Below are 20,779 nucleotides of genomic sequence, written 5' to 3'. Positions count from 1 at the left end.
AAAAAGCTCCGATCAAAGTTAAACTATTTGAGCGTCAACTTTGATTGGAGCTTTTCACTTTTATAACACATCAATGATTAAGCTGATGTTTTACTATTATTAATTAAATTACCTTCTGCGTCGTATAATTCTGGTTCAGTTTCTTCATTAATTGTTTGTGCTGTAATAACTACCTTCGTTACATTTTCGTTAGAAGGCACATCAAACATAATATCGATTAACGATTCTTCTATGATTGAACGTAAACCACGCGCACCTGTTTTTCTTTCAATTGCTTTTTCACTAATTGCTGATAAAGCTTCTTCAGTGAACTCTAAATCTACATCATCTAATTCCAGCATTTTAGTATATTGTTTCACAAGTGCATTTTTAGGTTGCGTTAAGATGTTTTTCAACGCAGTTACATCTAATGTTTCTAAATTAGCTACAATTGGCACACGTCCGATAAATTCAGGAATCAAACCATAGGCTTGCAAATCTTCTGGGCGAATTTGTGCTAATAATGCTTGTTCGTCATATTTATCAGCTTCATTGCTTGAGAAACCAATAACTTTTTCACCAAGACGGCGCTTAATCACTTCTTCAATACCATCAAAGGCACCACCAAGAATAAATAAGATATTTGTTGTATCAATTTGAATCATTTCTTGGTTTGGATGTTTGCGTCCACCTTGTGGCGGAACACTTGCAGTTGTACCTTCTAAGATTTTAAGCAATGCTTGTTGAACACCTTCACCTGAAACGTCACGTGTTATAGATGTGTTTTCAGATTTACGTGCAATTTTATCAATTTCATCTACATAAATAATACCTTTTTCGGCTTTATCAATGTCAAAGTCAGCTGCTTGAATTAATCTCAACAAGATATTTTCAACATCATCGCCTACATAACCAGCTTCAGTTAAACTTGTCGCATCTGCAATTGCAAATGGTACATTCAACGTCTTGGCTAATGTTTGAGCTAATAATGTTTTACCACTACCTGTTGGCCCAATTAAGGCAATGTTACTTTTTTGTAACTCAACATCATCTTCTTTTGGTCCTAATTGTTGAATACGCTTATAGTGGTTATAAACAGCCACAGCTAAAGATTTTTTAGCTTTTTCTTGACCAATAACATATTCGTTTAAATGATCCATAATTTCTTTAGGAGTAGGTAATTCTGTAATCGCTTCAGAAGTGTTTTGAGCTAATTCTTCTTCGACGATTTCTGAGCATAATTCAATACACTCATTACAAATATATACACCACTTCCTGCTACAAGTTTTTTTACTTGATCTTGGTCTTTTCCGCAGAAAGAGCATTTCAAATTTTCTTCATCTTCATTGAATTTAAACATTCTTTTTACACCCCTATTCGTTAAAGACTATACTAGATTGGATATTACAATGCAACATATTAACATACAAACTTTTTGCTTAAAGAATAGTAGCAGATACATAAGCTATGCATCTGCTACTCATTTTTGTAATTTAATATTTAATGAAGATTAATCTTCTTTAGTTCCTTCAACGAACTTTGCGTTATCTCTTAATAAATCGATAACTTTTTGAATACGAACATCATTTTTAATGATATCAGTATTACCTAAAGTATTTTTGATATCTTCAACTGAGATATTAAATTGTTTACTCATTTTTTCTAATTCTTTATCGATATCTTCATCAGTAGCTTCGATTTTTTCAGCTTCAGCGATTGCAGTTAAAGTTAAGTTAGTTTTAACACGTTGTTCTGCATCGTCTTTCATTTGCTCTCTTAATTGAGATTCATCTTGACCTGAGATTTGGAAGTACGTTTGTAAATCTAAACCTTGTTGTTGAATTCTTTGTGCAAATTCAGACACCATACGATCTAATTCAGTATTAACCATTGCTTCAGGAATATCGATTGTTGTATTATCAGTAGCTTTAGTAATCGCTTCTTCTTTTTCAACATTTTCTGCATCTGTAGCTTTTTGTTCAGCTAAACGTTTACGTAAGTTTTCTTTGTACTCGTCTACTGTATTTGCTTCTGCATCTAATTCATTAGCAATTTCATCAGTTAATTCTGGAACTTCTTTAAATTTAATTTCGTTAACTTTTGTTTTGAAAGTTGCTTCTTTACCAGCTAATTCTTCAGCATGGTATTCTTCTGGGAATGTTACGACAACATCTTTTTCTTCGTCAACTTTCATACCTTCTAATTGCTCTTCGAAACCAGGAATGAATGAACCTGAACCGATTTCTAAATCGTAACCTTCAGCTTGTCCACCTTCGAATTCTTCTCCGTCAACTGAACCACTAAAGTCGATGTTAACTGTGTCGCCATTTTCAACAACACCATCTTCTTTAACTACCATTTCAGCTAAATGTCCTAAGCTGTGGTCAATTGCTTCTTGTAACTCATCATCAGATAATTCAGTTTCTTGTTTTTCAATTTCAAGACCTTTATAGTCTCCTAATTTAACTTCTGGCTCAACTGTAACTGTTGCTTCAAAAATGAAATCTTTACCTTTTTCAATTTGAGTAACACTTACTTCTGGTTGTGCAACTGGTTTAATATCAGTTTCGTCAATTGCTTCACCATAAGCATCTGGTAATAAAATGTCGATAGCATCTTGATATAATGCTTCTACACCAAAGCGTTGTTCGAAAATTGGACGTGGCACTTTACCTTTACGGAATCCAGGTACGTTAATTTGTTTAACCACTTTTTTAAATGCTTGATCTAACGCTTTGTTTACTTTTTCTGCAGGAACAGTAACTGTTAATAAACCTTCGTTACCTTCCTTTTTTTCCCAAGTTGCTGTCATGTATATATACCTCCATGATTAACTAATTTATTTTTTCAACTTCCCTATTATATCATAGGTCTATTCCCTATACAAACATTGAAATCACAACGTTTATATATTTGTAAATCAACTTTTTTCGTCAAAACTATATTAAAATGCTGAGTATTATTTTGCAACAATTTAACTATTATTATTCAAATCTAATTGCTGAATAAAATTAAATGCATCGATACTTTGTAATTCACATTTAAGTCCTAACATATTTTTGAAATAACATTCGTATGCATTAATCCATTTATTCGTTTCAAACAAAGTTTCAATATCAATTGGATAAATCATGATAGAGTGATTATTCATAATATGGTGTGCTTCTTCAGCGATATGTAAAGCACCTTCATTTAATGTTTCCATAACGTTAGGTATAACTTTTTCTTTCAGTGTTGTATGTTCTAGCCCTTTTAAATTAGCTGGTACAAAAGTTATATCCATACCATACTTTTCAATTGTCAGTTCTTGTGTACAATTTGCGAACCTTAAATACTCAATCATTAAACTAATTAGTTTATAACTGTACATATTAGATTTCAATATATATAATACCGTTTCTTGAAATTGAAAATGACCATTGTCTATTAACTTCAAAATCAAGTGCGTCTGTTCCCTCATTGATAACGTATCAAAATCAGTTAATGACTGTGTCAATCGTTTTTCATCTTCAATTAATTTTGACTTAGCAAATTCTTTAAGAGGATGTAATGCCATTCTTGTTTTGTGATCTTTGACCTCATCAATAATTTGATGAATTACTTCTACCGCTTCAAAATATTGTTCCAAACCTATCAAACTTTTCACATAATAAATCATCAATGCATCATATTGTTGTATGCCAGTTTTCAATAAGACAATTGTTTCTTCTCTTAATTCAAGAAATGACCCCGTCTCATATAACATACGGCATTTCATCATTGCTATTTCTTCAGTGAGTTCAAATTGACGTTCATATTGTACAATATATTCATACATCAGGTCATAGTTTTGGTCTTGTTCAGCACGTTTTATATCTTTATATAACTTTTTCGAAGAGTTAGGAAACTGAATAATATCTGACATATATGTCACCTCGTTTGATTATAAATCTTGAAGGATTAATGCGCTCCACGTCTCGAAATCATCATATGACTCTATGTTGCCTTTTTCAACCCATTTTATTCGTAAAGTATCTGTTTCTTTAGCTTCTACATCATTCGTACTTACAGTGATTTTAAATACAACACCAATATGTACCTTGCCCACTTCGTTATTATCGTCATTAATAAAACCGATATATTCCATATTTTGTGAATCTTGCTCACTTAAACCTACTTCTTCTTCTAATTCTCTCTGTGCATTAACTCTCAATACTTCGTTAATAGATTCTGCTCCTGGAACATCATTCATATGACCGCCTACACCTATTGAAGATTGTCCATGCAATCGAGCTTCTCCACCGCCAGATAATCGTTCATACACTAATATCTCGCCATGCTCATTTTCAAGTAAACAATAAGAAATGAGTTGTTTATATGATGGATCCTCTTCCATATCGCCGCGTCGCTTAACTTCATATTGACTTAGCGCATCAAAAATATTTTGACCTTCTAGTTTATTCTTATTTAAAAACCCATTGAAAGTATTCTTTTCATTATTAAAAATAATTTCTCTAGGTACTACAATGATTTGTTCATCAAATTTAGACATCGCATAAAACTCCTCACTTTAATGTTTGTTCTCTTAAATGCATTTTAGCAAATATGTCATATTTTAGCGATTAAATGTGGCATTTTGCTATTTAAAAAATAAAAAAGAGATGACAATGCCATCTCTTTTTTATAAGTGTTATTATTTTAAAGCATCTTTAGCTTTAGTTACTAATTGAGCAAATGCTTTTTCGTCAGAAATTGCAATTTCTGATAACATTTTACGGTTAATGTCGATACCAGCTTTTTTCAAACCGTTCATTAAACGTGAGTAGCTCATTTCATGTTGACGAGCTGCTGCGTTGATACGTGTAATCCATAATTTACGGAAGTCACGTTTACGTTGACGACGGTCACGGAAAGCGTATTGACCTGATTTCATTACTTGTTGCTTAGCTACTTTGTATAATGTATGTTTTGAACCGAAGTAACCTTTAGCTAATTTAATCGTTTTTTTACGACGCGCTCTTGTTACTGTTCCACCTTTAACTCGTGGCATAAAAAATTCCTCCTTAGGTAATTCCTACCGATTTCTGTATTTGTTCTTATTTTTTGTATGCTAATAATTGTTTTACACGTTTCATGTCGCTCTTAGACACTAATCTAGCTTTACGTAATTGACGTTTTTGTTTAGTGCTCTTGTTTGCGAATAAGTGAGATGTGAAAGCTCTTGAACGTTTTAATTGACCTGAAGCAGTTCTTTTAACACGTTTAGCTGCTCCGCGGTGAGTTTTCATTTTTGGCATAATATAAGTCCTCCTGTAATAGCTTTAATTATTTTTCAGCTGTTGGCGCTAACATAATAAACATTTGACGCCCGTCCATTTTAGGTTTTTGTTCAACTGTTGCTATATCTTTACATTCATCTGCATATTTTTCTAGCACACGTTGACCAATTTCCTTATGCGTAATGGCACGCCCTCTGAAACGAATAGATACTTTACATTTATCGCCTTTAGTTAAGAATTTACGTCCGTTTTTCAACTTAGTTTGGAAATCATGTTCCTCAATTGTTGGACTTAAACGAATTTCTTTAACATTGATAATTTTTTGTTTCTTTTTCATTTCTTTTTCTTTTTTCTGTTGTTCGAATTTGAATTTACCGTAATCCATAATTCTTGCAACTGGTGGTTTCGCATTCGGTGCAACGACCACTAAGTCTAAATCTACACGTTCAGCCATTTCTAAAGCTTCACGCTTTGATTTAACACCAATTTGTTCACCATCTTGACTGATTAAACGTAATTCTTTTGCACGAATTTTGTCATTGATTTGAGTTTGATCTTTTGCTATGGTTGACACCTCCAAAATTTTTACGAAATTTGCACCAAGCAAAAAGGAAGAGCAGGTATAAAATACCCGCTCTTCCTAATACACAGTTATGTGTAATGTGATTAACCTGCCAACTGCTTTATGCGTCGCTACAGGTGAGAAGCGGGTGCTTCTACTTGGTTCGTTTCGTATTCAACGTTGTTAATCATATCAACAATTCACATTTAAGTCAACACCATAACTGTAATTATTTTTATTTTAACCTTTTATTTCATCCATTGACACGTCTTGACGTAAATCTACTTGTTCTAATGGAATTTTCTTCGTTTTATATCGAAGCTTATGATAAATAAAGAATGCTAAAAATACTGGGATTCCCATATACGTAATTAAGAAGCGACTAAAATTAAAATCTCCTGTTTTAATAAAGTCAACATCTTGACCGATGATTACAACAATACATAAAATAGCTGCAAAAATAGGTCCGAACGGAAACCATTTAGCTGTATATTTCAATTTAGATTTATCATAATTTTGTTTATCAAATGCCCTTCTAAATCGGTAATGACTCACTGCGATACCTACCCAGGCAATAAAGCCAGTTAACCCACTTGCAGCAACGATGTATTGATAAGCACCTTCTGTAACACTTTGTACCACAAATATGATGACTACAATAATTGCAGTTACTAATAAAGACATATATGGCACACCATTTTTATTTGTTTTCCCAAATGTTTCAAACGCCAATTTATCTTTACTCATTGAATAAAGCATACGCGTTGAGGCATACATTCCAGAGTTACCTGCTGATAAAACTGATGTTAAGATAACAGCATTCATAAATGAGGCTGCAAAAGCAAATCCTGCATTTTTAAAAACTAGCGTGAACGGAGAGGTTGCAACGTCATTACCGCCTCCCATTAATGCACTACTATCATAAGGAATTAACATACCGATAACAAAAATGGCTAAAATGTAAAATAATAAAATTCTCCAGAATACTTGTTTAATCGCTTTCGGCACAGCACGTTCAGGATTTTCTGATTCCCCAGCTGTAATACCTATTAACTCTGTACCTTGGAATGAAAAACCAGCAATTAAGAATACACCTAAAATAGATAATAAACTTCCGCCTAGATTTCCACCAAGAATAGGACCTTCACCTTTATTAAATATTTCGAATCCTACAACATGACCACCCATGATTCCGACAATCGTTAATAAACCAATTGCAATGAAAACAATAACTGTAACCACTTTTATCAATGCCAACCAGTATTCACTTTCACCATAGACGCGAACCGATAACGAATTCAGACTAAAAATTATAACTAAGAACAACGCACTCCATGCCCAAGCTGGTATGCCTTGTAATGGTGTCCAATATTGAATGACTTGTGCTGCAATCGTAATATCTGCTGCTACAGTTACTACCCAGTTAAACCAATAGTTCCAACCAAGCGCAAACCCTAAAGATGGATCAACAAATCTTGTAGCATATGTACTAAATGAGCCTGATACTGGCAAATAAGTAGCCATTTCGCCAAGTGACGTCATTAAGAAAAATACCATTATTCCGATAATTGCGTATCCTATTAATGCACCCAAAGCACCTGCATCATGAATTGCTCCACCAGAAGTTACAAATAAACCTGTACCAATACAACCCCCAATCGCAATCATAGAAATATGACGATCTTTAAGTCCCCTTTTGACAACATTGTTACTTTCATTTTGAACTTTTGACATATAAGCTCCCTTTCCATGTTTTAGAGGCCAAGTAATAAATAACCTTTATTTACTTTCATACCCTTTTTTTACAGAATATAGTGATATTAAAAGTAAAAAAGTGGCTACATACCTTTAAGATATGCAACCACTTTGGCAATTATCTATATAAGGTAGCACATCACATTCTGTGACAGTACAGTTCCTATTCGAAAACTGTCCCAATAGATATAATTTATGGTTTATATCTATTTCGGCATCTTTACCTTTCACTTGTTCAACTTATGTACCATAAATACTTCTGACAAGTTACTAATTAAACATGCAACCTCTAACTCAATTTAATATTTTAACTAACTTGTAATATACAGGATTCATCACGCATAATCAACCCTGTAAAACTTGATACGCAATAAAAGTTTCAAAGCATTTTATTGCGACAACTGTCTATCTATGTTTTTTCAAACGAATTTCATCAACTAGATTCCAGATAAATTCATCTTTTTCAACTGTTTCTTGGTCTTGTGATCCATATTGACGCACATTCACTTGATTATTTTCAACTTCCTTATCCCCAACTACGATTTGATAAGGTATTTTTTGCATTTGAGCTTCTCTAATTTTATAACCCATTTTTTCATTACGGTCATCAATACTTACACGAACGCCTTGAGATTTCAATTCATCTTGTAATTGGCGCGCATAATCATAATGTAAATCAACGTTAACTGGAATGATTTGAACTTGTTTTGGCGCTAACCAAGTTGGGAATGCACCTTTAGTTTCTTCAGTTAAAAATGCTACAAATCGTTCCATTGTTGATACAACACCACGATGAATAACAACTGGACGATGATGTTCACCATCTTGACCAATATAAGTTAAATCAAAACGTTCTGGTAATAAGAAATCAAGTTGTGCTGTTGATAATGTCTCTTCTTTACCCATCGCTGTTTTAACTTGAACATCTAGTTTCGGACCATAGAATGCCGCTTCACCAATCGCTTCTTCGTACGATAAGCCAAGCTCATCCGCTGCCTCTTTAAGCATATTTTCAGCTTTATTCCACATGTCATCATCATCAAAGTACTTTTCTTTATCTTCAGGGTCTCTATAACTTAATCTAAAGCTATAATCCTCGAAACCAAAGTCTTTATATACATCAATAATCATGTTTACAACGCGTTTGAATTCTTCTTTAATTTGATCAGGTCGAACAAAGATATGTGAATCATTTAAAGTCATACCTCGAACACGTTGTAATCCTGATACAGCACCACTTGCTTCATATCTATGCATAGTTCCTAGCTCAGCGATACGTATAGGTAATTCACGATATGAGTGTGGTTTATTCGCATAAATCATCATATGATGTGGACAGTTCATTGGACGTAATACCATAGATTCAGTTTCATCTAACTGCATTGGTGGGAACATATCTTCTTGATAGTGATCCCAGTGACCAGATGTTTTGTATAAATCAACATTAGCAAGTACGGGTGTATAAACGTGGTCATACCCCATGCTAACTTCTTTATCAACAATGTAACGTTCAATTTCACGTCTAATTGTTGCACCGTTAGGTAACCATAATGGCAAACCAGCACCAACTAATTGGCTATTTGTGAATAATTCTAACTCTTTACCAATTTTACGATGATCACGTTCTTTACGCTCTTCTAACATTTGTAAATGTGCTTTTAATTCTTTTTTATCAAAGAAAGCAGTACCATAAATACGTTGTAACATTTTGTTGTTACTATCTCCACGCCAGTATGCACCTGCTGTAGATAATAGTTTAAACTCTTTAATTTTAGCTGTTGATGGAACGTGAACTCCACGACATAAATCAGTAAAATCACCTTGACTATATAATGTTACATTTTCATCTTCAGGAATCGCGTCGATTAATTCTAATTTGTATTCATCATTGCTGAATAACTCTTTCGCTTCATCTCGTGAAACCACTTTTCGTTCGATTTTCATATTTTCGTTAACGATTTGTTTCATTGTTTTTTCAATTTGTTCAAAGTCATCAGATGAGATGTTTTGGTCAATGTCGAAGTCATAGTAGAAGCCACCTTCTATTACAGGACCTACACCAAATTTAACATTACCATATAACCTTTTAATCGCGTGTGCCATTAAATGTGCAGTAGAATGACGTAATACCTCTAACGCTTCTTCACTACCTGGTGTCACAATTTCAATTGATCCATCAGTTTCAAGCGGTTTAGTTAAATCTACAAGTTGCCCGTTAAATTTGCCGGCAACAGCTTTTTTACGTAATCCAGGACTAATTGATTGTGCTATATCTTCAGTAGTAGTACCTTTATCAAACGCCTTTTTATTACCATCTGGAAATTGAATATTAATTTGTTCCATGTTAAACCCTCCTATTTGCTTTATAAATACTTTTATCTGACCTCGTTAAAAAATTGAACAACAATCATCGTTTTAACATTAAACCTATTAACAATAAACAGAGAATTTATGACACCAACAAACATTTATGTCTGAAAAAAACAAAAAATCCCGCCCCTATACAAGGGACGAGATCGTCGTGGTACCACCCTAGTTATTTAATACAAGTTATGTATTAAATATCTCTACTTAAGATAACGGTCTTGATCCGGGTATTCATTACAAATACCATAAATGAAGTAGTAATCATCTAATTTATTAACCATATTCTCATCAAACAATGGCTTTCTGTGTAATATTGATTAGATCATCTTGTCTTCAATCATTTAAACGATTTAGATTTGTATTCATTATACACCAATCATTTTAAAATTCAATTGTTTCTGAAATTTTCTCCTGATAAAAAGTATGGTGTTGACAAAGATTTGACACGTTCAATAATACGTGCTGCTTTAGTCTTCTCTTCACCATCACGAGTCATCGCTAAATGATGTTCCAATTCACTATAGTCAAAATTAGAACTAAAGAATGTTGGTAATTCATGAACCATTCGATAATGTAGCAAAGGTCCAATTACCTCATCTCTCACCCATGGAGTCACTTCTTCAGCCCCAATATCATCAAGCATTAAAATGTTTGCTTCTCTTACGCGATGTAATTTCTTTTCAAAAGAACCATCTTTAAAGCCACCTTTTAATGTTCTAATAAATTCCGGTAAATAAATAATTGTCGAACGTACCTTCTTAGATTTGAGCTGATTCGCAATTGCACCTAGAATAAAAGATTTACCTGTCCCAAATGGACCATAAAGGTAAAGGCCTTTCACTTGTTCCCCATTAGTTATTGCTGTACAAATATCATCTGCTGCCATAGCTACATCAAGACGGTCTCGATGATTCATATAAATATCTTTCAATTTGGCGTTTAAAGTATCTCGTTGCATATGATGAGATGTAATTAGCTCAGCTTCAAAGCGTTCTTCGTCGTACTTGATTTTACATGGACATTGTAAATAGCGTATTTTAATTCGGTTATTATCAACATATAACTCAGGCACATGCCCCTTTACGAAATTTGGACAATCAGCAAATTTATGACCGTCATAATGTTTTTGTTGATCTTTATACTCTTGTAACACATTTAAGTCTTCATCAATCATAGCATTCGTTAATTCAGCTCGATGCGCTTCCAAAAATTGCTTAACATCTGGGTCATTGATTACTTCTTTTTTTATCTTTTCTATTCTTTTTTCAAAGTCCTGCGACGTGTTAATTATACTTTTAAATTGCTTCATTATTGACTGTCCTCCTCCCATTTTTTAGATAATTTATCTAGAAATGCTTGTCGATCTTGCTCTAATTGTTGATCATCTACGCTATTATCTTTAGCCGAATCTTGTTCACTAGGTTTATCTCTATTTTCTAACCATTTAGGTGTTTTTTCTTTTGAAATGCGATTACGCTGCCCATAGTATGAACCACGCTTTTGGTAATTTCCGCTAGAACCCTCATTTTTAGGTTGATTAACTTTTTTAGCGTAATTATATGCTTCTTTAGCTGTCTTAATACCTTTTTTCTTCCAATTTGATGCTATTTCCAAAATATACGCTTTAGGAAGTTTCATATCTTCTTTTAACATGACAAATTGCAACAAAATATTAATGACACCAAAAGACATTTTTTCACGTTCAATTAATTCTTCAACCAATGTCTTTTGCGATATAGTTGGTTCTGATTCAGACCAAGAAGCTAACATATCAATTGGACTCGTTTGTTCAAGTAATTCAAACCATTCATCACTTTGTGGCTTTGGATTCGCTTCTGTAGATTTGGCCGTCGAAGATGATGTAGCAGGAGATTTCACCTGTAATTTAGGCATTTGATTTTCGTGTTCCATTAAGTAATACGAGCGTGCTTGTTTACGCATTTCTTCAAAGGATAACTGTTGTCCACTTGTAATTGAATTTAAAATAACATGCTTCATGCCATCTGCTGTTAAACCATATAAAGTCGCGAGTTGTGTAATTAAACGCTTTGCATCTTTGGTAACAATGTCTTGACTAATAAAATGTTTACCTAACATTTGTCTCAACATTTCAAAATCAAAAGATTCATTTGATAAATCGATTCCTTGGTACGGTTCATTAATCGGAATATCACTTGTATCGATATCTATTTTTGTAGACGGCACTTTAAAAACATCAGTAAATTGTCTCGTTACCTGTTTAAATTCACTCAAATCAATTTGTTGGTACTCAAAGTATTTCTTCAACTCATGAAATCGACGATGCTCGACTTCACTATATAAAAAGATTGACAACATTGGATCATTAAAAAATAAATGTGCTGAAGGCGGTTGAATTAATTGGTAAACAAATTGTGTTTCTTGTTCATCATGTTTGACAAACGCCTTTAACAATCCAATCGCTTCAAGTAAGTCCATTTGTTGTCTAAACTCTAGTAAATTAATTTTAAGTTCATTCATAAAAATATAATGAGAAAGAATCAATGTTTCATTATGACTTTCTTTAACGAATTGAGTCATAAAATGGTATAAACCCACTGCTTGTGTTCCAATTAGCGGTGTATACAGTCGATTCAATACCTCTAAATGATTCGTATTTAAATCAAAGTGTTGCATAACTTTGAATTGATCCTTTGGTCTTAAGCCGAATTCAAAGGCTTGTCGTCCCATTTAAGCATCACTCCGTTTGTTTTCGCTTAAAATCCCTTGCATCGATGCTAACAATTGATCAACATCTTTAAATTCTTTATAGACTGATGCAAATCTAACATATGAAACTTGATCAACATGCATTAACAAGTTCATAACGTGTTCACCTATATCTCGTGAAGACACTTCCGTATGACCTTCATCTCGTAATTGCCATTCAACCTTGTTTGTTATGTCTTCAAGTTGTTGATATCTAACTGGTCGTTTCTCACAAGAACGCACAAGTCCATTAAGTATTTTTTCTCTTGAAAACTGCTCTCTTGTGCCATCTTTTTTCACAACTATAAGCTGACTAACTTCGATATGTTCAAATGTAGTGAAACGTGTTCCACAATTTTCACATTCTCTTCGTCTTCGAATGGCATTTAATTCATCGGCATGCCTTGAATCTACAACTTTAGATTGTGTAGAATTACATTTCGGGCATTTCATTACATCACCCTCTTTATTTTGATTATGCCTAATTATACTATAAATCTAGAGATGAAAAAAGAATCCCTCAATTTAATTCATTTAACCAAATAATGAAACAATAAAAAACATTATATCGTTACTTATTAAGTAATAAGCATGACAATATTATTATATTAAAAATAAAAAACCTAACTCCGAGGTCAGAGTTAGGCTATAAATTAATTGTATTAACTTGCACTTACAGTTTCTTTTGATGTCAAAAGTGCTCCAATTTGCTCAGCGACATCTACAACTCTATTTGAATAACCCCATTCATTATCATACCAAGCAATAACTTTTACTTTATTCCCCGACATAACCATTGTTGATTTTGCATCAATAATAGCTGAATGTGGATTAGTATTAAAATCAACAGACACTAGTGGTTGATGTTCGACTTCAATGATACCTTCTAAACCTGCATTTTCAAAAGCTTGGTTTACTTCTTCTGCAGTTACTTCTTTTTCTAAATCAACAACTAAATCAACGAGCGATACATTCTTTGTTGGTACACGTAATGCCATGCCGTGTAATTTACCTTCTAATTCTGGTAATACTTCTTTTAAAGCTTTCGCCGCACCAGTAGAAGTAGGAATAATGCTTTCATTACATGAGCGTGCACGTCTTAAGTCTTTATGTGGATTATCAATATTTTTTTGGTCATTTGTAATAGCGTGAACAGTAGTCATTAAACCATTAACTATTCCAAACTGATTATTTAAAACTTTTGCAACTGGACCAATGCAATTAGTAGTACATGAAGCATTACTAAAAATGTCAAATGCTTCTATATCTAATTGGTCATCATTTACGCCTTTAACTACCATTTGAACATGTCCACCTTTTGAAGGACCAGTTAACAATACTTTTTTGGCACCTGCTTTAATATGTGCGATGGCTTTATCACCATGATTAAATTTACCAGTTGCATCTATAGCAATATCGATATCTAATTCTTTCCATGGCAAGTTTTCAGGATTGCGATCAGCAACCAATTTAATTTTGTGATCTCCAACTTGCAATCCATTTTCAATCGGTTCTACTTTTAGATTATATTTTCCATGTGTTGTATCGTAATTGATTAAATGTGCAATTGTTTCGGGTGGATAACTAGCATTTATCGCTACTACATTTAAATTTTTATTTTGTAATGCAATACGTAATACCATTCTTCCAATTCTACCCATACCATTAATTGCAATATTCGTTGACATTAAAAGCACCCCTTGATTTTTATGTGTTATACTTTATGGAATTAGTATAGCATATTATATGAAATTTGAAAGCGTTTTCCGTTGATTTATTTATCTTTTTTATAAAAAATAGTCATTACTTACATACATCCACGCATACGTAAAGTAATGACTTATTTATAGAGTAATATTAATCTCCTTCTCCGTAATTCGGCTTTTCAATATAACCTTCTTCTTCTAACAATCTCTCAAGGTTTTGTTTTAATTCAAGTTTATCCCCTAAATTATCGATAACATGATCGGCCATTCGGCTTTTTTTATCAATAGAAATTTGGCTATAGACACGAGCTTTTGCATCTTCTAATGACAAATTATTACGTTGCATTAAACGATCCATTTGTATACTTTCAGAAGTGTATACAACCCACACTTCGTCTACTGTATTTTCCAATTCATTTTCAAATAATAATGGAATATCCATGATTACATTATATCCTTGTTTTAAATATTCTTGCTTTTCTTCTTCCATAATATCTCGCACGATAGGATGTATGATAGCATTTAATTCTAAGCGTTTTTCTGGATGGTTAAACACTAAATCACCCATATAACGACGATTCATCTCACCATTTTCATCAATTGCTTCATCACCAAAGACTTCTCGTACTTGAGCTAAACCTTTACTCCCCTTTTTAACAGCTTCCCTGGCTGCTTTATCAGCATCTACTACTTTAAAACCGAATACGGATAAGAGTTCTGATACTGTTGATTTTCCTGAGGCGATTCCACCTGTTAGACCAATAACTTTCGGCATAATTTCACTCTTTCTTTATTTTTGACATACTGGACAATAATGACTATTTCTTGTCGCGATGATTTTTGTTTCAATTTGACTTCCACACACTTTGCATACCGGCTGCTTATATACATTGAGGTGCAATTGCATCTCACCAGTTTTTCCATCAGCATGACGATAATCTGAAATACTTGTACCGCCATGCTTAATACCTTCTTCTAGTACTTCTCTAACATAATAAAAAACCATTTCTTGTTGTTGGTGTGTTAAGTCTTTTACTTTTTTATCTGGTAAAACACCTGCACGAAACAACGCTTCACATGCGTAAATATTTCCGCAACCTGCGATTACTTTATGATCCAAAATCACTTGTTTGATTGGTTTATTCTTATTAGACTGTTGATGAATTCGATTTAAATAATACGTCAATGCTTCATTTGTAAAAGGTTCAGGCGCTATTTCCAGAAATGAAGGATAAGATGCTACAGACGCAACATTTCTAATTTCTCCAAAACGACGTATATCTGAATAAATTAACTTTTTGTCATTTGACAGCTCAAAAATAACATGCCAATGCTTACGATAATTAGGTATCATAATATCTTCAAGTTCATCTACAATGAAAAAACCACCCGCCATACCTAAATGGCTAATTAATGTACGTTGTTCTCGTTTATTATCTAGTTGAAAAACGATATATTTACTTCTTCGTTCTACATTAGTAATGGTATAGCCTTCCGATAAAGTTTTAAAAGTATCTAATTCAATTCCTTTTATAATTGTTTCCTTGCCTTGAGCTTTACCTTCGATTACTTTATCCGAAAATATAACGTGTTCAATTTTCTGATTTATAACGTAGGGTTCAATTCCTCTTTTTACATGTTCTACTTCTGGTAATTCGGGCACACCATTAACCTCACTTTATTTTGCATCATACCAAGTTGCACCATAACTTGAGTCTACTTTTAATGGAACATCTAATTGCAATGCATTTTCCATTATCTCTTCTACAAATTCACTAAATGAATCTACTTCTGACTTAGGTACTTCAAAAATTAATTCATCGTGTACTTGTAATAATAGTTTAGCTTGATATGTTGTCTCTTTCATTTTTTGCGCAAATTTAACCATTGCCAGTTTAATGATATCTGCAGCACTGCCTTGTATTGGCGTATTCATAGCAGTACGTTCAGCAAAGCCACGTAAATTAAAGTTACGACTCGTAATATCAGGAATATAGCGTCGACGATGTAGCAATGTTTCCACGAAACCTAAAGCTTTGGCATCTTTTACAATATCAGACATATATTGTTTTACACCTGGGAAACTAGCTAAATAATCATCAATGAATGCTTTTGCTTTTTTACGAGTAATACCTAAACTTTGACTTAAACCATAATCACTTATCCCATAAACAATTCCAAAGTTAACCGCTTTTGCTTGACGACGCATTAAACTATCGACTTGATCAGCTTCTACACCAAATACTTTCATAGCAGTTGCTGTATGAATATCATCGCCGTTGATAAATGCTTCTTTCATACTCTCATCTTGTGTAATGTGTGCTAATACACGCAATTCAATTTGAGAATAATCTGCTGATAATATAACGCTATCTTTTGAAGTTGGTTTAAAGGCTTTTCTTATTTTACGCCCTTCTTCAAGTCTAACCGGAATATTTTGTAAATTAGGATCTACACTTGATAAACGTCCAGTTTGCGCTAAAGTTTGGTTAAAACGTGTATGGATACGTTGATCATCACTAATTACCTTTTGCAATCCTTCAACATAAGTAGACTGCAACTTAGATAATTGACGATATTCTAAAATATAATCAATGATAGGATGTTCACCTTGCAATTGCTCTAAGACATCTACAGCAGTAGAATATCCTGTTTTCGTCTTTTTAATAACAGGTAATTGTAATGTCTCAAACAATACAACACCTAATTGCTTAGGAGAATTTATATTAAAATCTTCACCAGCTGCATCATGGATATTTCGAATCAAGACGTCTAATTTTTCTTGAATTTCTTTTTCCATTTCTTCTAAATCATGAACATCTGTATATATACCAATTTCTTCCATTTCACTTAAAATCTTAGCTAGCGGTAGCTCTAAATCAGCTAAGAGTTCTACCTGATTGTATTCTTCTAATTGTTTATCCATATTTGGTTTCGCAAAGTAAATTGCATCAGTAATAGAAGCAACATATGGATTTAAAACATCATCTTCAGGTACCTTAAATTTCTTACCTTTTCCATATATACTCACATCGTCTTTCACAAAACTTTGACCGTACAATGAAACAACTGATTGAACATCACTAATCGTACGAGATGGATCAATTATATAACTGGCCAACATAATATCGAATGAAATATTTTGAATATCAATTCCCAATCTATGTGATGCTACATATGTTTTTTTAGCATCATATACGACTTTTTTCGTATTCGGATTTTCTAACCATGAAACTAGTTCAGCATAATTAATTATGTCATCCGCATTAATTACAATATGTTTCTCACCTGTAAATAAAGAGAATTTTAAAATATTATTTCGCAAATAGTTGCCACCGTCTAATTCGAAATGGATGGTCGCTTCTTTCAATGAAGTAAAATCAACATTATCAAAAGACGTTTCAATTTCAAATGTCTTTTCTATTGCATCTTCACCACTTGCTGATTGATCAATGTCAGCCAACAATTGTTTGAATTCTAACTTCTTAAACAATTCGATTTTTTCTTGTTGTTCATCTTGATGAGTCATTAACGTATCTTCAAGTTTTACTTCAATCGGACTATCTACATTAATCGTTGCTAATTCTTTACTCATTAATGCATCTTCTTTGCTGTTTTGAAGTTTTTCTTTTAACTTTTTACCTGAAATTTCATCTAAATGTTCATAAACACCTTCTACTGTGTCAAATTGGTTCAGCAATTTTATTGCTGTTTTCTCTCCAACACCTGCAACACCTGGTATATTATCAGAAGTATCTCCCATTAATCCCTTCATATCAATAATTTGATTAGGTGTTAACCCGTTGTATTTTTCAGCAATAAAGTCAGGTGTATAATGATCAACATCAGTAACACCTTTTTTAGTGTAGTAAATGGTTACATTATCCGTTGCAAGTTGTGTTAAATCTCGGTCTCCCGTAATAATAATTGTCTGAAAGCCCGCTTTATCTGCTTCTTTACTTAAAGTTCCGATAATATCATCTGCCTCATAGTTATCTAATTCATAACGTTTAATATGATAAGCATCTAATAATTGGCGTATATAAGGAAATTGCTCACTTAGTTCAGGCGGCGTTTTCTGGCGTCCACCTTTATATTCACTATATTTTTCATGTCTGAAAGTCGTTTTACCTGCATCAAACGCTACTAAAAAATGATTTGGCTTTTCTTCTTTTAAAATCTTCTCTAGTAACATTGCAAAACCATATACTGCATTGGTATGAATGCCTGCTTTGTTTGATAACAAAGGTAATGCATAAAAAGCTCTAAAACTTAAGCTATTACCATCGATTAATACTAATTTATTCACAATTTTAACCTCCAGAACTAATTTATATATATTTTAGCATATTCGACTGTGATGTCGTAATTAAAGAAACTATCTCATAGAGTATTTATACACGACCTAATTTCAAATAAAACAAGTGACTATATAGACTAAGCTAAAAAATAAAAAGACATAATCATGATTGTTCTTGATGAGCACTCAATAAAGTCAGGTTAAAAGTCCAACTTTTGAGATGCACATTATCATTTCATGATTATGTCTACTTTTTAATATTTTTATGCTGCTATTATAAATTTTTATAGGTAAGAATAAGTTATGAATCGTCAGAACCAAATGGAATATATTTAACTTTGGTCATTTTCGGTAATTCTTCATAATTATTAAACCACTCTTGGTAATTTTTATTGATTGGTGACGGATGATGCATATAATGTTCAAACGGCAATGATTCCACTGTATAAACCTCTTGTCGTGGATGATCTTTAATTTGTTGTTTTAATAACTGAACTCTTTTTTCATGTTCATAATGAACATAAATAAATGCACTAAGATATATCACAGCTAAAACTAGTGATGCACCTTTAATAAAATTAACATTGATTGACTTATATTTCCGAAATTCTTTTAATAAAATAATTAAAATGATTACATGTATCGTATAAACAATCAAAAAATTACCTGGTTCAATTGGAGTAACAATGACTAGTGTCGACGCCGAAACACATATTGAAATAAGTAAGGAATATAAAGTAATTTGTGTTTTACGATCATTAATAGACAAATAAATACCTACAAATATCGAAAACGCAAAGTAACCACATACAATTATGTTCGCAAAACCAACCAATCCAATATCTGTATTTTTATTTAATAAAAACTGATTGTAAAATAGTAAATAATAAAGCGGTAAAGTGATAAATCCTATCATAATGATACGACGCTTTAATATTGTTAAATGTAAATACCGATCACTTCTAAGCAGTAGATAAATAATAAGCGCTGCAATCATACTTAAAATTATAACCTGACTGAAAATGACACCATATGGAAGTGATGTCGATATCATTTCTGCAAATTTTGAAAAGATACCTTGATTATTAGAAACTTGTTGATATTCTGATCCTTCAAATAAAATTTTGCGATAATTTGGATTGGAAAACATAATGATTGTACCTATAGTAGCAATCATAAATGAAAACAATAATTTATAATTAAGTGTTCGATTTGCAGTAAATTCATACAGAAAAGCTAAAATTAAAATGATACAGTGGAATAATGTCACATTCTCCATAAATAATTGACCGAAGAAGCTTAAAACATAGAATAGTACTGTAACACTTACCGGTTGCTTTTCTTTATATATAATTGCATTAATACAATAATAAATGATAAAGAGTGAAATTAGTGTTGATGTCGCATAATTATAAAATCCTGCAAACCAGCCATATGTATCTGCATAAATAGCACTTGGTAAAATTAACATCAAAGAAAATGCTAACAAATAATAGCTTGTCCACGCTTTACAACGTGTAATGTGCATAATCATCCAAATGATACCCATACTAATGAGACCATATGAAAGCCAACGTAACCAGCTTACATGTACAGCTATAATTTCAAAGATATTTCCGATATAGCGACCATTAAGTGATGCAAATCCTACTTTTAAAATATCAGTATTATAATTGCTAAACCATTGTAAATCATCGTGCATGAGTGGTAGTAAGATACCCATAAAAGTATAAAACAATAATATCGCAATTAATATCAAAGTTGTCTTGTGTAATTGAATTGTTTTCACTTTGCTAATCCTCAAATCTAGTTAAATTTTCCTCAACTTGTAGGTCGAAAAATTAATTCAATATTTTTAATGTATTTCTAATTTTCACCTATGCATGTTTCCTCAATCAAATTAGATAAACAAGGTATTTAATATTACTTTTCAACATTTTATCTAAATCGTCCCTCGTCTTTTTCTATGACGAATGATTACACTTGTGTATTCAAGTGTTTAAATTAAGATTTATTTCCGTTCAAATAAAACTTATTACTTTTTAATTAAGCATCTATTTTAAGCGTGTTACTAAAATTTCTTTATTATAATAAATATATTATAAAATTGCTTGATTCACAACA

19 protein-coding genes, 1 riboswitch and 1 other annotated feature are annotated in these 20,779 nt (G+C 32.5%); all 19 genes read right to left on the bottom strand.

Going from position 1 to position 20,779, the window contains the following annotated elements:
• Positions 1-77 precede the first annotated feature (77 nt).
• The 19 genes from clpX to NST10_RS01715 all read right to left on the bottom strand — a co-directional run bounded on the left by clpX (position 78) and on the right by NST10_RS01715 (position 20,444).
• Positions 78-1,340, bottom strand: coding sequence for an ATP-dependent Clp protease ATP-binding subunit ClpX (clpX, locus tag NST10_RS01805; protein ID WP_000472293.1), 1,263 nt, complete (start codon positions 1,338-1,340; stop codon positions 78-80).
• 150 nt (positions 1,341-1,490) lie between these two features.
• A complete protein-coding gene (gene tig, locus NST10_RS01800) occupies positions 1,491-2,792 on the bottom strand; it encodes a trigger factor (protein ID WP_000127572.1) in 1,302 nt (433 codons plus the stop codon).
• A 47-nt stretch (positions 2,793-2,839) separates the two neighbouring features.
• Positions 2,840-2,950 (bottom strand): hypothetical protein, encoded by a 111-nt coding sequence (locus tag NST10_RS01795; RefSeq protein WP_001790560.1) that lies wholly within the window; start codon positions 2,948-2,950, stop codon positions 2,840-2,842.
• 4 nt (positions 2,951-2,954) lie between these two features.
• Positions 2,955-3,884 (bottom strand): hypothetical protein, encoded by a 930-nt coding sequence (locus NST10_RS01790; RefSeq protein ID WP_001280014.1) that lies wholly within the window; start codon positions 3,882-3,884, stop codon positions 2,955-2,957.
• An 18-nt stretch (positions 3,885-3,902) separates the two neighbouring features.
• Positions 3,903-4,511, bottom strand: coding sequence for an NUDIX domain-containing protein (locus NST10_RS01785; RefSeq protein WP_000032653.1), 609 nt, complete (start codon positions 4,509-4,511; stop codon positions 3,903-3,905).
• A gap of 141 nt (positions 4,512-4,652) precedes the next feature.
• The gene (gene rplT / locus NST10_RS01780; protein WP_001138360.1) at positions 4,653-5,009 is read right to left on the bottom strand and encodes a 50S ribosomal protein L20; all 357 of its coding nucleotides are present in this window, start codon (positions 5,007-5,009) and stop codon (positions 4,653-4,655) included.
• 46 nt (positions 5,010-5,055) lie between these two features.
• Complete coding sequence (gene rpmI / locus NST10_RS01775) at positions 5,056-5,256, bottom strand: 50S ribosomal protein L35 (protein ID WP_001125540.1); 201 nt, start codon at positions 5,254-5,256, stop codon at positions 5,056-5,058.
• 28 nt (positions 5,257-5,284) lie between these two features.
• Positions 5,285-5,812, bottom strand: coding sequence for a translation initiation factor IF-3 (infC, locus tag NST10_RS01770; RefSeq protein ID WP_001791219.1), 528 nt, complete (start codon positions 5,810-5,812; stop codon positions 5,285-5,287).
• A 28-nt stretch (positions 5,813-5,840) separates the two neighbouring features.
• Positions 5,841-5,966, bottom strand: a sequence feature (ribosomal protein L20 leader region).
• Between the two features lie 74 nt (positions 5,967-6,040).
• The gene (locus tag NST10_RS01765; protein WP_000049150.1) at positions 6,041-7,534 is read right to left on the bottom strand and encodes an amino acid permease; all 1,494 of its coding nucleotides are present in this window, start codon (positions 7,532-7,534) and stop codon (positions 6,041-6,043) included.
• A 145-nt stretch (positions 7,535-7,679) separates the two neighbouring features.
• A riboswitch (Lysine riboswitch) is annotated at positions 7,680-7,855 on the bottom strand.
• Positions 7,856-7,960: 105 nt separating this feature from the next.
• Positions 7,961-9,898, bottom strand: a complete 1,938-nt coding sequence (gene thrS / locus NST10_RS01760) for a threonine--tRNA ligase (RefSeq protein WP_000435132.1) — start codon at positions 9,896-9,898, stop codon at positions 7,961-7,963.
• A 224-nt stretch (positions 9,899-10,122) separates the two neighbouring features.
• Entirely contained in the window at positions 10,123-10,218 is a 96-nt protein-coding gene (locus tag NST10_RS01755) for a hypothetical protein (protein WP_016186894.1), read from the bottom strand.
• Between the two features lie 92 nt (positions 10,219-10,310).
• Positions 10,311-11,231: a primosomal protein DnaI gene (gene dnaI, locus NST10_RS01750; protein WP_000808621.1), complete on the bottom strand. Its 921-nt coding sequence runs from the start codon at positions 11,229-11,231 to the stop codon at positions 10,311-10,313.
• A complete protein-coding gene (locus NST10_RS01745; RefSeq protein WP_000533488.1) occupies positions 11,231-12,631 on the bottom strand; it encodes a replication initiation and membrane attachment family protein in 1,401 nt (466 codons plus the stop codon). Before NST10_RS01745 ends, dnaI begins: the two co-directional genes overlap by 1 nt.
• Complete coding sequence (gene nrdR / locus NST10_RS01740; RefSeq protein WP_000650082.1) at positions 12,632-13,102, bottom strand: transcriptional regulator NrdR; 471 nt, start codon at positions 13,100-13,102, stop codon at positions 12,632-12,634.
• A 209-nt stretch (positions 13,103-13,311) separates the two neighbouring features.
• Complete coding sequence (gene gap / locus NST10_RS01735; protein WP_000106134.1) at positions 13,312-14,337, bottom strand: type I glyceraldehyde-3-phosphate dehydrogenase; 1,026 nt, start codon at positions 14,335-14,337, stop codon at positions 13,312-13,314.
• 169 nt (positions 14,338-14,506) lie between these two features.
• Positions 14,507-15,130 carry a dephospho-CoA kinase gene (coaE, locus tag NST10_RS01730; protein ID WP_001127168.1) on the bottom strand — a complete coding sequence of 208 codons (624 nt, stop codon included), beginning with the start codon at positions 15,128-15,130 and terminating at the stop codon, positions 14,507-14,509.
• A 15-nt stretch (positions 15,131-15,145) separates the two neighbouring features.
• Complete coding sequence (gene mutM / locus NST10_RS01725; RefSeq protein WP_001114454.1) at positions 15,146-16,018, bottom strand: bifunctional DNA-formamidopyrimidine glycosylase/DNA-(apurinic or apyrimidinic site) lyase; 873 nt, start codon at positions 16,016-16,018, stop codon at positions 15,146-15,148.
• A gap of 15 nt (positions 16,019-16,033) precedes the next feature.
• Positions 16,034-18,664 carry a DNA polymerase I gene (polA, locus tag NST10_RS01720; RefSeq protein WP_001038301.1) on the bottom strand — a complete coding sequence of 877 codons (2,631 nt, stop codon included), beginning with the start codon at positions 18,662-18,664 and terminating at the stop codon, positions 16,034-16,036.
• 292 nt (positions 18,665-18,956) lie between these two features.
• Complete coding sequence (locus tag NST10_RS01715; RefSeq protein ID WP_000849445.1) at positions 18,957-20,444, bottom strand: hypothetical protein; 1,488 nt, start codon at positions 20,442-20,444, stop codon at positions 18,957-18,959.
• Positions 20,445-20,779: the final 335 nt, after the last annotated feature.

The sequence above is a fragment of the Staphylococcus sp. FSL W8-0305 genome (genome assembly GCF_037966415.1).
Lineage (GTDB): Bacteria > Bacillota > Bacilli > Staphylococcales > Staphylococcaceae > Staphylococcus > Staphylococcus aureus.
This window is presented reverse-complemented; position numbering and strand designations above follow the sequence as displayed.